Below are 12,982 nucleotides of genomic sequence, written 5' to 3'. Positions count from 1 at the left end.
AAGGAAGTTGGCACCTCATGTCCGCACGCTTCACGCACAAGACCGTCCTCGTCACCGGCGCCGGAAGCGGTCTCGGCCGGGCCATCGCGCTCGCCTTCGCCGCCGAGGGCGGGCGGGTGGTCGTCTCGGGCCGCGGCGCCGCCGCCCTCGACGAGACGGTGTCCCTGATCGAGGCCGCCGGCGGCACCGCCGCCGCCGTGGTCGCCGATGTGTCCCGCGCGGAGGACACCCGGCGGCTCGTCCGGCGCGCGGTCGAGCTCTTCGGCGGCCTCGACGTCGCCGTGAACAACGCCGGGGTGTTCCGTGGCGGCCACGCGGCGGCCGACTTCCCGCTGGAGGACTGGCAGACGCTCCTGGACATCAACGTCACGGGCGTCCTGCACTCCCTGCAGGCCGAGATCGCCCACATGCGGGCGCACGGCGGCGGCGCGATCGTCAACATCTCGTCCAACCTCGGGCCGCACGTCCGCATCCCCGGCGTCTTCGGCTACCAGGTCTCCAAGGCCGCCGTCTCCGCGATCACCCGGGCCGCCGCGCGGGACCACATCGCCGACGGCGTCCGGATCAACGCGGTCAGCCCCGGCGCCTCGGACTCGACGATGTCGCTGCTGCCCGGCGAGACCGAGGCCGAGCGGGAGGTGCGGATGAAGGAGCAGTCGCCGCTCGGCCGGATCTCGGCGGCCGCCGAGATCGCGGCGGCCGTGCTCTACCTCGCCTCGGACGACGCCGCCTCGGCCGTCGGTACGGACCTGGTGATCGACGGCGGCGTCTCGGCCTGACCGGTCATCGGGGGCTCAGCCCTGGACGGCGGAGGGGTCCATCCACATGACCTCCCAGTGGTGGCCGTCCGGGTCCGTGAAGGAGCGGCCGTACATGGTGCCGTAGTCCAGGGGCTCCTTCGCCGCCGAACCACCGGCGGCGAGGGCCCCGTCCGCCAGCTCGTCGACCTTCTCGCGGCTCTCGGCGCTCAGCGCGATCAGCACCTCGGTCGTCTTCGTCGCGTCGGCGATCTCCTTGCCCGGCTTGGTGAACTCCTTGAACTTCGCCTCGGTCAGCAGCATCGCGAAGATCGTGTCGCTGATGACCAGACACGCGGCGGTGTCGTCGGAGAACTGCGGGTTGAAGGAGTAGCCGAGCTTGCTCCAGAAGGTCTTCGAGGTCTCGAGGTCCTTCACGGGCAGGTTCACGAAGATCATCTGGGTCATGGTGGTCTCTCTCTTCCATCTCGTGCGTACCAGCCGTACCAGCGGTACCAGCCGTATCGGCGCTTACGAGAGTTAAGACGGGAGGCGGCCCGGAAACTCATCGCCGCGCCGGAACCTTTTTTCGAAGCTAGCGTCGAACCATGAGCTCCGCAGGCAAGAGGATCATCGAGAAGCTCTCGGACGAGGCGCTCGCCGACGCGACCGGCAAGGGCTGGGCCGACTGGTTCGCCCTGCTCGACGCGTGGGGTGCGACGGACCGCGGCCACACCGAGATCGCCCGGCACCTGGTCGAGGCCGAGGGCGTCAGCGGCTGGCACGCCCAGTCGATCACCGTCGGCTACGAGCAGGAGCGCGGCATGCGCCAGGTCGGCCAGTCCTCCGCCGGGGACTGGCAGGTGAGCGCGAGCAAGACGGTGAACGCCCCGGCCGACCGCTGCACGGCCGCCTTCACCGACGAGGAGCTGCGCCGCCGCTGGCTCCCGGAGGGAGAGCTGGAGGTACGCGCCCACCGGCCGGGGAAGTCGCTGACGGCGGACTGGGACGGCGGGACGAGCCGGATCGCGGTCTATCTGACACCGAAGGACGCGGGCAGGACCCAGGTCGGCCTCGGCCACACCAGACTCCCGGACGCGGACGCGGTCGCGGCGTACAAGGAGTTCTGGCGCGAGCGGCTCACCGCCCTCAAGACGCTGCTGGAGGCCGACGGCTGAAGGTCCCCGCGCGATCGAACCCCAGGGGCGGATCGACCCCCGGTGACAGGTCGAACCCCAGTGACATTCGGAACGACGCTTCCCCTTCATCGGCTGTTGCTGCACAGTCAACTCCGTACTTCTAGGTTCCGGAAGCGCGCGACCCCGCCGCCGACCGGTGCGGCGGGGCGGTCACCACCCCCCTCTGGAGTGAGACGTGGAGCGACGCAGTTTCCTGCGCGGAGCTGTCATCGGTACGTCGGCCGCCGCCTTCGGCGGCACCCTGATGCGCGGGGCCGCCTACGCGGCGCCCGCCCAGCCCGGCGCCGGCCCCTACGGGGCCCTCGGCGCGGCCGACGCCAACGGCATCCTGCTGCCGAGCGGATTCAGCAGCCGGGTCATCGCCCGGTCCGGCCAGAAGGTCGGCAGCACCTCGTACACCTGGCACAACGCCCCCGACGGCGGCGCCTGCTTCGCCGACGGCACCGGTTGGATCTACGTCTCCAACTCGGAGATCAACCCCGGCGGCGGCGCGAGCGCGGTGAAGTTCAGCTCGACGGGCGCCATCACCGGCGCGTACCGCATCCTCTCCAACACCCGCACCAACTGCGCGGGCGGCAAGACCCCGTGGAACACCTGGCTCTCCTGCGAGGAGGTCAGCCTCGGTTACGTCTACGAGACCGACCCGTACGGCGTGAACGCGGCCGTCCGCCGTGACGCCATGGGCAAGTTCAAGCACGAGGCCGCCGCCGCCGACCCCGTCCGCAAGGTGATCTACCTGACCGAGGACGAGTCCAACGGCTGCCTCTACCGGTTCATCCCCACCACCTGGGGCAACCTCTCCTCCGGCACGCTCCAGGTCCTGAAGGCCGGCACCGCCACCTCCGGCTCCTTCACCTGGGCCACCGTGCCGGACCCGGACGGCTCCCCGACGTACACCCGCGACCAGGTCTCGGGCGCCAAGCGGTTCAGCGGCGGCGAGGGCTGCCACTACGCCAACGACACCGTCTGGTTCACCACCAAGGGCGACAACCGCCTCTGGCAGCTCAACCTCCTCGACAACACCTACGAACTGGCCTACGACGACTCGCTCGTGACGAGCGGCACCGCCCCGCTGACGGGTGTCGACAACGTCACCGGCTCGTCCTCCGGCGACCTGTTCGTCGCCGAGGACGGCGGCAACATGGAGATCTGCGTCATCACGCCGGACGACGTCGTCGCGCCGTTCCTGCGGATCACCGGCCAGTCCAGCTCGGAGATCTGCGGACCGGCCTTCTCCCCCGACGGCCGCCGGCTGTACTTCTCCAGCCAGCGGGGCACGACCGGCAGCTCCTCGGGCGGCATCACCTACGAGGTGACGGGTCCGTTCCGCGCGTAGAGACGCTCCCTCGGGGCCCGCGCGGGCCCCGCGACCCCCGCGACCCCTTGGGCGCCGCCGAGCAGGGCGGCGCCCAAGGGCGTCAGTGTGTGCAGGACCGCGTTGCCGTGCCGCAGCGTGGCGACGAGTCCCGCCTCGCGCAGGACCCCCGCGTGCTGGCTGGCCGAGGCGAGCGACACCCCGGCCCTGCGGGCCAGTTCGCTGGTGGTGCCGCCGTCGCCGATGGCGTGCAGGACCGCCGAGCGGGTGTTGCCGACCAGCTTGGCGAGCGAGGACCCGCCCGGCTCGTGGACGGTCGGCGCCTCGCAGTGGGTGGTCGGGTAGACGAGGACCGGCGGCAGCGTGGGGTCGCGCAGGACGACCGGGGCGCCCCGGCAGAAGTACGAGGGCTGGAGCAGCAGCCCCCTGCCGTCCAGGTGGAGGTCGCGGTCGACGGGATAGTCGGCCTCCAGGACGGGGGCGCGCCAGCGCAGCATCGGCGGCAGGGAGGCGAGGAGTTCGTCCGCACCGCCGTCGAGCAGCGCCCGGCCGCGCAGCGCCCGCTCGGCCTCGACCCTGGCCCGGATGTGGGGCCAGTACGGCTCGATCGCGGCCCGGTGGTAGCTGCGCAGGGCGCCGAGGAGCCGGCTGAACGGTTCTGCACCGCCCTCGGCGAGCGCGCGCAGCGAGTGGGGCACGGTCCGGCCGCCGGGCCGGGCGGCGCCCAGCAGGGCCAGTTCCCTGCGGAGCCGGGCCAGCGGGGTCGCGCGGACCGCCTCAAGGCCGTCGTCGAGGCCCTGGAGCCCCTCGGCGGGGGTCAGGAAGTCCGGGAAATAGCCGCGGCTGGGGACCAGGGCGGCCAGCAGCCGGGTCTCACCGTTGAGCCGTGTGCGGGCTTCGGAGCGCCATTCTCCGTAGACGACCGACCCGCGCCGGTCCCTTAAGCGGTGAAAACTGAGAATCGTTTCCCACAGAACGTCCGGCCGGGCGGCCATCCGAACCCCGGCCAAGTCGTTTGCGGTGAAATGAATCCGCAGCATTGAACTCCCCACCTGTGCACTCGCAACCACCCCCCGCAATGAGTATGCACATCATCACAGCACGTTACCAGGGTGTTTCAGCCACACTTGAAAAGCATCGCGGGGAACCGGGCGGAACCGAAAAGCTGTGCGTGTCGGGCAGGAAACCTTCAGGACCGAGGTGACGTGGCGAAGACCGTGGGGGGCTTCGCGCGTCCGGCGGCGGTCGGCGAGGGTTGCGGCTCACTTGCCCGGCATGGGTAATGGGCGCGGTCACCGGGTGGGGATCCGGGGGCCGCGCCCGTCCCGTTCTTTGCTGGATGAATCGTGGAAAGTTCAATGCGGAAAGTTCAACGGCCAATAATTCGAGCGCCGGCCCGGCTGCCGTGATTGAACATGAACTCACATTTGAGCAACATCATGGGGCGGACGAAATACGACGGGGCGGACACCTCCGCACAAGGTGTCCGCCCCGTCTCTCTTGAGCCCGGATCCGCCGCCCGTCGGTGAGGGTTGGGCTGACCGACGGCGGATCCGGTGGTCTTTGCTACTGAACGCTGGTTCAGCGGCGCTCACCAGCGCCCCGAACTCCGGTTCAGCGGCTGTCGCTGCCGCTCGACTCGGCGGCCGCGCGGCCCGCCTCCAGGCGCGCCACCGGGATCCGGAACGGCGAGCAGGAGACGTAGTCGAGACCGACCTCGTGGAAGAAGTGCACCGACTCCGGGTCGCCGCCGTGCTCGCCGCAGACGCCGAGCTTGATGTCCGGGCGGGTGGCCCGGCCGGCCTCGACGGCGCTGCGGACCAGCGCGCCGACGCCGTCCTTGTCGATGGTCTCGAACGGCGAGACCCCGAAGATGCCCTTCTCCAGGTACGCGGTGAAGAAGGAGGCCTCCACGTCGTCCCGCGAGAAGCCCCACACCGTCTGGGTGAGGTCGTTGGTGCCGAAGGAGAAGAACTCGGCGGCCTCGGCGATCTGACCGGCGGTCACGGCGGCGCGCGGAAGCTCGATCATGGTGCCGAGCGCGAGCTTCAGCTCCACGCCGGTCTTCGCCTGGACCTCGGCGATGACCTGCTCGGCCTCGTCGCGGACGAGCTCCAGCTCCTGGACGGTGCCGACGAGCGGGATCATGATCTCGGCGCGCGGGTCGCCCTTGGCATCGATGCGCTGGGCGGCGGCCTCGGCGATCGCGCGGACCTGCATGGTGAACAGGCCGGGGATGACCAGGCCGAGACGCACACCGCGCAGACCCAGCATCGGGTTCTGCTCGTGCAGCCGGTGCACGGCCTGGAGCAGCCGCAGCTCGTTCTCGTGCGGCTCCTTGCGGGCCTCGGCGAGGGCGACGCGTACCGAAAGCTCGGTGATGTCGGGCAGGAACTCGTGCAGCGGCGGGTCGAGGAGCCGGACCGTGACGGGCAGGCCGTCCATGGCCTCGAAGAGCTCGACGAAGTCCTTCCGCTGCAGCGGGAGCAGGGCCGCCAGGGCCTCGTCGCGCTCCTCGTCGGTGTCGGCGAGGATCAGCTTCTCGACCATCTCGCGGCGCTCCCCGAGGAACATGTGCTCGGTGCGGCACAGGCCGATGCCCTGGGCGCCGAAGCGGCGGGCGCGCAGCGCGTCCTCGGCGTTGTCGGCGTTGGCGCGGACCCGCAGCCGGCGGACGCGGTCCGCGTAGGCCATGATCCGGTGGACGGCGCCGACCAGCTCGTCGGCGTCGTCGGCGCCGGCGTGCATCCGGCCCTCGAAGTACTCGACGACCGGGGACGGTACGACGGGTACCTCACCGAGGTACACCTTGCCGGTGGAGCCGTCGATGGAGACGACGTCGCCCTCCTCGACGACCTGGCCCGAGGCGGTGGTCATCCGGCGGCGCTTGGTGTCGACCTCGAGCTCCTCGGCGCCGCAGACACAGGTCTTGCCCATGCCGCGGGCGACGACGGCGGCGTGCGAGGTCTTGCCGCCGCGCGAGGTCAGGATGCCCTCGGAGGCGATCATGCCGTCCAGGTCGTCCGGGTTGGTCTCGCGGCGGATCAGGATGACCTTCTCGCCGGAGCGCGACCACTTGACGGCCGTGTAGGAGTCGAAGACGGCCTTGCCGACGGCCGCGCCCGGGGAGGCAGCGATGCCGCGCCCGATCTGCTCGACCTTGGCGCCCTCGTCGAACTTGGGGAACATCAGCTGGGCGAGCTGGGCGCCGTTGACGCGCTGGAGCGCCTCGGCCTCGTCGATCAGGCCCTGGTCCACGAGCTGGGTGGCGATGCGGAAGGCGGCACCGGCGGTGCGCTTGCCGACGCGGGTCTGCAGCATCCACAGCTGGCCGCGCTCGATGGTGAACTCGATGTCGCAGAGGTCCTTGTAGTGGACCTCCAGCGTCTCCATGATCTGCATCAGCTGGTCGTACGACGCCTTGTCGATCGACTCCAGCTCGGCGAGCGGCACGGTGTTGCGGATACCCGCCACGACGTCCTCGCCCTGCGCGTTCTGGAGGTAGTCGCCGTAGACGCCCTGGTGGCCGGAGGCGGGGTCGCGGGTGAAGGCGACGCCGGTGCCGGAGTCCGGGCCGAGGTTGCCGAAGACCATGGAGCAGACGTTGACCGCGGTGCCCAGGTCGTGCGGGATGCGCTCCTGGCGGCGGTAGAGCTTGGCGCGGTCGGTGTTCCAGGAGTTGAAGACCGCTTCGATGGCCAGATCCATCTGCTCGCGCGGGTCCTGCGGGAAGTCGCGGCCGGCCTGGGCCTTCACGATCTTCTTGAAGCCCTTGACGAGCTTCTTGAGGTCGGCGGCGTCGAGGTCGGTGTCGACGGTGACCTTCTTAGCGGCCTTGGCCTCTTCGAGGGCCTCCTCGAAGAGCTCGCCGTCGACGCCGAGGACGGTCTTGCCGAACATCTGGATGAGGCGGCGGTACGAGTCCCAGGCGAAGCGCTCGTCACCGGCCTGGGCGGCGAGACCGGCCACGGACTCGTCGGAGAGGCCGATGTTCAGCACCGTGTCCATCATGCCGGGCATGGAGAACTTGGCACCGGAGCGGACCGAGACGAGGAGCGGGTTGTCGGCCTGGCCGAGCTTCTTGCCCATCTTCTGCTCGAGCGCGTCGAGGTGCGCGGAGACCTCGTCGCGGAGCTCGACCGGCTCGGAGCCGCTCTCGAGGTAGACCTTGCACGCCTCGGTGGTGATCGTGAACCCGGGAGGAACCGGCAGGCCGAGGTTGGTCATCTCGGCCAGGTTCGCGCCCTTGCCACCGAGCAGGTCCTTCAGGTCCCTGTTGCCCTCGGTGAAGTCGTACACGAACTTCTGATCTTTGTTTTCCGACACGGGTCTCGACTCCTCGAGGCTCGGTGGCTGCCCTGACGGCGAGGAACATACCCAGATCGAAGGCTTCTGGGGAGGTACGCCTACCCGTCATCCGGGCTTAACCACCCGTCCGCCAGCAGATCGAAAGTAACTGACCAGTAGCTTCCGCTTTCAGGCCCCGAAGACGGCTTGACTCAAAGCTGGGGTTTAACGCTCACATGAGCACTCGGCGCGGCATCTGCGTTCAACTCTTGAACGCAAGAAGGGTGGCACCCAGTGCCACCCTTCCAGGAGTCCAACGCCTCGCAATATGCTCATCTGAGCGCCACCCTCATCAAGGGTGGCGAGGATCACGCCACAGAAACGGCTGGATTCCCACGATCCGGACCTGATCATCCATGGTCGCTCCAGCTGCGATCCCTCGTGGTCAGCCGTGGTCCGTCGTGGTCGGCAGCGTGGCCGGCGCCAGGTCAGCCGCCGGAAGTGTCCAGCTCCGCGTCCTCGCTGATGCCCGCGCAGTCGTACGGGTCCTTGAGCCAGCCGTCGGGCAGGACGACCCGGTTGTTGCCCGACGTACGGCCCCGCGGGCCGTCCGCGCCCACCGGCCACGGCTGGTCCAGGTCCAGCTCGCTCAATTGAGCGCTCAGCTCGCCCAGGGAGGAGGTGATCGCGAGCTTCTTCCGCATCTCGGAGCCGACCGAGAAGCCCTTCAGATACCAGGCGACGTGCTTGCGGAAGTCGATGACACCCCGGGACTCGTCGCCGAGCCACTCACCGAGCAGTCGCGCGTGCCGCACCATCGCGTCCGCGACCTCGCGCAGCGCCGGCTGGGCGTAGGCGCCCGTGCCCTCGAAGGCCGCCACCAGGTCGCCGAAGAGCCACGGCCGGCCCAGGCAGCCGCGCCCGACGACCACACCGTCGCAGCCCGTCTCCCGCATCATCCGCAGCGCGTCGTCCGCCGACCAGATGTCCCCGTTGCCCAGCACCGGGATCTCCGATACGTGCTCCTTGAGGCGCGCGATGGCGTCCCAGTCGGCCGTACCGCCGTAGTGCTGCGCGGCCGTCCGCCCGTGCAGGGCGATGGCCGTGACGCCTTCCTCGACGGCGATCCGCCCCGCGTCCAGGAACGTGATGTGATCGTCGTCGATGCCCTTGCGCATCTTCATGGTCACCGGCAGGTCGCCCGCGTTCGTCACGGCCTCGTGCAGGATCGCCCGCAGCAGCGGCCGCTTGTACGGGAGGGCCGAGCCGCCGCCCTTGCGCGTCACCTTGGGCACCGGGCAGCCGAAGTTCAGGTCGATGTGGTCCGCGAGGTCCTCGTCGACGATCATCCGCACGGCCTTGCCGACCGTCACCGGATCGACCCCGTACAGCTGGATCGACCGGGGCCGCTCGCTCTCGTCGAAGCGGATGAGCTGCATGGTCTTCTCATTGCGCTCGACCAGCGCCCTCGTCGTGATCATCTCGCTCACGAACAGACCCTTGCCGCCGCTGTACTCGCGGCAGAGGGTGCGGAAGGGGGCGTTGGTGATGCCGGCCATCGGCGCGAGCACCACGGGCGGCTGCACGATGTGCGGCCCGATGGCGAGAGGGGAGAACGCGGTCATTGCTCCATTGTCGCGCACGGCGAAGGTCATTAGTTAGCCGTACTATCCGCGTATGCCCGAGCTCACACACCGGCGGCGGCTTCTGATCCTCGGGATCTGCTGCATGAGCCTGCTGATCGTCAGCCTGGACAACACGGCGCTCAACGTGGCGCTGCCGTCGATGCAGCGCGAGCTGCGCGGGGGCGTCACCGGCATGCAGTGGACCATCGACGCGTACACCCTGGTCCTCGCCTCGCTGCTGATGCTCGCGGGCTCCACCGCCGACCGGATCGGCCGCCGGAAGGTCTTCCTGACCGGCCTCGTCGTCTTCGCCCTCGGTTCGCTGCTCTGCTCCCTCGCTCCCAGTCAGGAGGCCCTGATCGGCTTCCGGGCGGTCCAGGCGGTGGGCGGCTCGATGCTGAACCCGGTCGCCATGTCGATCATCACCAACACCTTCACCGCGCCGGCCGCCCGCGCCCGCGCGATCGGCGTATGGGGCGGTGTCGTCGGGGTCTCCATGGCTGCGGGTCCGGTGGTGGGCGGGGTGCTGGTGGAGTCGGTCGGATGGCGGGCGATCTTCTGGGTGAACCTTCCGGTGGCACTCGCCGCGCTCCTGCTGACCCTCCGCTACGTCCCCGAGTCCCGCGCTCCCCGCGCCCGGCGCCTCGATCCGGTGGGGCAGCTGCTCGTCATGGCGCTCCTCGGCTCGCTCACGTACGCGATCATCGAGTCCAGCCCGCTCTTCGCCGGGATCGCGGCGGCGGCGCTCACCGGACTGCTCCTGTACGAGCCGAGGCGCCGCGAGCCCCTGATCGACCTGCGCTTCTTCCGGAGCGCTCCGTTCAGCGGCGCGACCCTCGTCGCGATCTGCGCGTTCTCCGCGCTCGGCGGCTTCCTCTTCCTGAACACGCTGTACCTCCAGGACGTCCGCGGACTCTCCGCGCTGCAGGCGGGGCTCCACATGCTCCCGATGGCGGCGATGACGCTCGTCTTCGCCCCGCTCTCCGGACGGCTCGTGGGGGCGCGCGGGCCGCGTCCGTCGCTGCTGATCGCGGGGACGGCCATGGCGGCGGGCGCGCTGCTCTTCGCGGCCTTCGAGGCGGAGACGAGCACTCCGCTGCTCTTCACCGGGTACGTGGTGTTCGGCCTCGGCTTCGGCATGGTGAACGCGCCGATCACCGACACCGCCGTGGCCGGCATGCCCCGCGCCCAGGCGGGCGTGGCGGCGGCCATCGCCTCCACCAGCCGGCAGATCGGCCAGACGCTCGGCGTCGCGGTGGTGGGGGCCGTCCTTGCGGCGGGGGTGAGCTCGGTCTCCCACATCGACGGCTTCGTGGAGGCGAGCAGGCCGGGGTACTGGATCATCACCGGCTGCGGCCTCTGCGTCCTGCTGGTCGGGGCCCTGACGAGCGGCGCGTGGGCACGCGGCACGGCGGAGCGGACGGCGCGACGGCTGGAGGCGGAGGGCGTCACGCCGGCGGGGAGCAGCGTGGCTTCCTAGGGGCGGGGGCGGCGCGGGGGCGGGGGGCGCGGGCGCGGGTTCCTGGAGGACCGGCTCCCGGACGAGCGGCTCCTGTCCAGCGACGCGAAAGGCCCGGGTCACGGACGTGACCCGGGCCCGGCGCACATGTGCCGCGGTGGCTACTCCTGGCCGCCCGCGGGGACCTCGGCGGCGTCGGCGGTCCGGTCGGTCTCGGCGCCTTCGGCGCTCTCCGTGCCGGCCGCGCGCTCGCGCATCTTCCTCAGCAGCTCCTGCTTCTGGTCGAGGCCGGCCTTACGGTCGGCGTTGCTGCTCTGAACGGCGCCCTGCTGGTCGGCGCGGGACAGCTTCTTGCGCTGTCCGCCGACGCCGAGAAGGTTGTTGCGGCCCTTGGCCATGGGGTTCTCCCATCAGTGAGAAATGCGGTGGTCAGTCGGCTGGCGCTGCGCGGGCGGCGAACCCGCGGCGCTCTCACTCGTAGATCTGGAAGAACGAAGACATGGGGCAGACGCTACCTCGCTCCGGACCCTCCTTCACACCATTTTGGGCGCCCCCCCGAACGAGTGAATGACAAAGATTGAGATCTGTCAGCCGTCATGCCATGGTTGTCATGTGTCACCGACCTTTCCGCGTCCTTCCGAGGAGACAGCCATGACCTCCGTCCCCACCCGCTCCCTCGGCGCCACCGGCCCGCTGGTCTCCGCCCTCGGCCTCGGCTGCATGGGCATGTCCGCGCTGTACGGCGAGAGCGACCGCGCCGAGTCGGTCGCGACCATTCACGCGGCGCTCGACGCCGGCGTCACGCTCCTCGACACCGGTGACTTCTACGGAATGGGGCACAACGAACTGCTGATCAACGAGGCGCTGCGCACGGCCCCCGCCGCCGCCCGTGAGCAGGCCCTGACCAGCGTGAAGTTCGGCGCCCTGCGCACGGTCGAGGGCGGCTTCACCGGCTATGACGGACGGCCGGCCGCGGTGAAGAACTTCGCGGCGTACTCCCTCCAGCGCCTCGGCGCGGACCACATCGACATCTACCGGATCGCCCGGGTCGACCCCGACGTGCCGATCGAGGAGACCGTCGGCGCGATCGCCGAGCTCGTGGAGGCCGGACACGTCCGCCACATCGGCCTCTCCGAGGTGGGGGCGGACACCCTGCGCCGGGCGGCGGCGGTCGCTCCGATCGCCGACCTGCAGATCGAGTACTCCCTCATATCCCGGGGCATCGAGGAGAAGATCCTGCCGGCCGCCCGCGAGCTGGGCATCGGCGTCACGGCGTACGGAGTGCTGTCCCGCGGCCTGATCAGCGGCCACTTCACCCGGGACCGCGAGCTCGCGCCGGGCGACTTCCGGGGGATGAGCCCGCGCTTCCAGGGCGACAACCTCCACCGGAACCTGGACCTGGTGGACCGGCTGCGGGCCGTCGCCGACGCCAAGGGCGCGTCGGTCGCGCAGATCGCCATCGCCTGGGTGCTCGGCCAAGGCTCCCGGCACGGCGTGGACATCGTCCCGCTGGTCGGCGCCCGGCGCCGGGACCGGCTCACCGAGGCGCTCGGCGCCCTGGACGTGACGCTGGACGCGGCCGACCTCGCCGCGATCGAGCAGGCCGTTCCGGTGGGCGCGGCGGCCGGCGAGCGGTACCCGGCGGCGCAGATGGCCCACCTGGACAGCGAGCACTGACCCGCCCGCCCACCGCCCATCCGTCGCTACCGCCGTGCGGCTGACAGGTACTGTCATCCCATGCCCCCCGAGACCCTGACCGCAGAGCGCATCCTCGAAGCCACCGAAGAGGTGCTGCGACGCTACGGTCCGGCGAAGGCGACGGTCGTGGACGTGGCCCGGGTGCTCGGCGTCAGCCACGGCAGCGTCTACCGCCACTTCCGTACGAAAGCGGCGCTGCGCGAGGCGGTCACCCACCGGTGGCTGACCCGCGCCGAGGTCGCCCTCGCCGAGCTGGTCGCGACGTCGGACCGGCCTGCGGCGGAGCGGCTGCACGCCTGGTTCGCCGGCCTCTTCGAGGCCAAGCGGCACAAGGCGGGCGACGACCCCGAGCTCTTCGCCACGTACGGCGTGTTGATCGACGAGAGCAGCGGCGTGGTGGAGCAGCACATCGACGTGCTGATCGGTCAGGTCCGCGCGATCGTCGAAGAGGGCGTCCGAGGCGGCGAGTTCACCGCCCCCGATCCAGGCGTCACGGCCCGTGCCCTCTTCGACGCGACCTGCCGCTTCCACGACCCGGCCTACGCGCCCGAGTGGCGACTGCCCACGATCCAGGCGGAGTTCGACGCGGTGATGGACCTCCTGCTCCGCGGCCTGCGCGCGTAGGCCCACGCAGCCCCGCAGCCCACGACGACGCGAAAGCC

Annotated in this window: 11 protein-coding genes; 6 read left to right on the top strand and 5 right to left on the bottom strand. The window is 70.5% G+C overall.

Features of this window, described 5'->3' with window-relative positions; genetic code table 11:
- Positions 1-17 precede the first annotated feature (17 nt).
- Complete coding sequence (locus tag ACF06X_RS02515; RefSeq protein WP_392285316.1) at positions 18-779, top strand: SDR family NAD(P)-dependent oxidoreductase; 762 nt, start codon at positions 18-20, stop codon at positions 777-779.
- Between the two features lie 15 nt (positions 780-794).
- Here ACF06X_RS02515 and ACF06X_RS02510 read toward each other — a convergent pair whose 3' ends face one another.
- Entirely contained in the window at positions 795-1,205 is a 411-nt protein-coding gene (locus ACF06X_RS02510) for a VOC family protein (protein WP_392285315.1), read from the bottom strand.
- Between the two features lie 140 nt (positions 1,206-1,345).
- Here ACF06X_RS02510 and ACF06X_RS02505 point away from each other — a divergent pair, with 140 nt between their 5' ends.
- Positions 1,346-1,915, top strand: a complete 570-nt coding sequence (locus ACF06X_RS02505; RefSeq protein WP_392285314.1) for a hypothetical protein — start codon at positions 1,346-1,348, stop codon at positions 1,913-1,915.
- A gap of 196 nt (positions 1,916-2,111) precedes the next feature.
- On the top strand, positions 2,112-3,272 hold the full coding sequence (locus ACF06X_RS02500; RefSeq protein ID WP_392285313.1) for a PhoX family protein: 1,161 nt from the start codon (positions 2,112-2,114) through the stop codon (positions 3,270-3,272).
- Here the strand turns inward: ACF06X_RS02500 and ACF06X_RS02495 are convergent.
- From ACF06X_RS02495 to dusB, 3 genes are all read right to left on the bottom strand, one after another.
- Positions 3,242-4,291, bottom strand: coding sequence for an ArsR/SmtB family transcription factor (locus tag ACF06X_RS02495; protein WP_392285312.1), 1,050 nt, complete (start codon positions 4,289-4,291; stop codon positions 3,242-3,244). The two genes, ACF06X_RS02500 and ACF06X_RS02495, sit on opposite strands and share 31 nt — an antisense overlap.
- Positions 4,292-4,865: 574 nt before the next feature.
- The gene (ppdK, locus tag ACF06X_RS02490) at positions 4,866-7,577 is read right to left on the bottom strand and encodes a pyruvate, phosphate dikinase (protein ID WP_392285311.1); all 2,712 of its coding nucleotides are present in this window, start codon (positions 7,575-7,577) and stop codon (positions 4,866-4,868) included.
- Between the two features lie 449 nt (positions 7,578-8,026).
- A complete protein-coding gene (gene dusB, locus ACF06X_RS02485; RefSeq protein ID WP_392285310.1) occupies positions 8,027-9,163 on the bottom strand; it encodes a tRNA dihydrouridine synthase DusB in 1,137 nt (378 codons plus the stop codon).
- Between the two features lie 52 nt (positions 9,164-9,215).
- Here dusB and ACF06X_RS02480 point away from each other — a divergent pair, with 52 nt between their 5' ends.
- Positions 9,216-10,643 (top strand): MFS transporter, encoded by a 1,428-nt coding sequence (locus tag ACF06X_RS02480; RefSeq protein ID WP_392285309.1) that lies wholly within the window; start codon positions 9,216-9,218, stop codon positions 10,641-10,643.
- A gap of 140 nt (positions 10,644-10,783) precedes the next feature.
- Here ACF06X_RS02480 and ACF06X_RS02475 read toward each other — a convergent pair whose 3' ends face one another.
- The gene (locus tag ACF06X_RS02475; RefSeq protein WP_392285308.1) at positions 10,784-11,020 is read right to left on the bottom strand and encodes a DUF6243 family protein; all 237 of its coding nucleotides are present in this window, start codon (positions 11,018-11,020) and stop codon (positions 10,784-10,786) included.
- Between the two features lie 253 nt (positions 11,021-11,273).
- Here ACF06X_RS02475 and ACF06X_RS02470 point away from each other — a divergent pair, with 253 nt between their 5' ends.
- Both ACF06X_RS02470 and ACF06X_RS02465 read left to right on the top strand, forming a co-directional pair.
- Complete coding sequence (locus ACF06X_RS02470) at positions 11,274-12,299, top strand: aldo/keto reductase (RefSeq protein ID WP_392285307.1); 1,026 nt, start codon at positions 11,274-11,276, stop codon at positions 12,297-12,299.
- Between the two features lie 60 nt (positions 12,300-12,359).
- A complete protein-coding gene (locus ACF06X_RS02465) occupies positions 12,360-12,944 on the top strand; it encodes a TetR family transcriptional regulator (protein WP_392285306.1) in 585 nt (194 codons plus the stop codon).
- Positions 12,945-12,982: the final 38 nt, after the last annotated feature.

Origin of the sequence: Streptomyces sp. NPDC015346, assembly GCF_043078785.1 — a bacterium.
In the GTDB taxonomy this organism is placed as follows: Bacteria; Actinomycetota; Actinomycetes; order Streptomycetales; family Streptomycetaceae; genus Streptomyces.
Note: the sequence above shows the minus strand (reverse complement) of the source record. Positions and strands in the feature narration are given on the sequence as shown.

What these genes read in the sequence shown, in the direction of transcription:
- ACF06X_RS02515 (WP_392285316.1), top strand. Translation starts at nt 18, where the DNA reads ATGTCCGCACGCTTCACGCACAAGACCGTCCTCGTCACCGGCGCCGGA.
- ACF06X_RS02510 (WP_392285315.1), bottom strand. Translation starts at nt 1,205, where the DNA reads ATGACCCAGATGATCTTCGTGAACCTGCCCGTGAAGGACCTCGAGACC.
- ACF06X_RS02505 (WP_392285314.1), top strand. Translation starts at nt 1,346, where the DNA reads ATGAGCTCCGCAGGCAAGAGGATCATCGAGAAGCTCTCGGACGAGGCG.
- ACF06X_RS02495 (WP_392285312.1), bottom strand. Translation starts at nt 4,291, where the DNA reads ATGCTGCGGATTCATTTCACCGCAAACGACTTGGCCGGGGTTCGGATG.
- dusB (WP_392285310.1), bottom strand. Translation starts at nt 9,163, where the DNA reads ATGACCGCGTTCTCCCCTCTCGCCATCGGGCCGCACATCGTGCAGCCG.
- ACF06X_RS02480 (WP_392285309.1), top strand. Translation starts at nt 9,216, where the DNA reads ATGCCCGAGCTCACACACCGGCGGCGGCTTCTGATCCTCGGGATCTGC.
- ACF06X_RS02475 (WP_392285308.1), bottom strand. Translation starts at nt 11,020, where the DNA reads ATGGCCAAGGGCCGCAACAACCTTCTCGGCGTCGGCGGACAGCGCAAG.
- ACF06X_RS02470 (WP_392285307.1), top strand. Translation starts at nt 11,274, where the DNA reads ATGACCTCCGTCCCCACCCGCTCCCTCGGCGCCACCGGCCCGCTGGTC.
- ACF06X_RS02465 (WP_392285306.1), top strand. Translation starts at nt 12,360, where the DNA reads ATGCCCCCCGAGACCCTGACCGCAGAGCGCATCCTCGAAGCCACCGAA.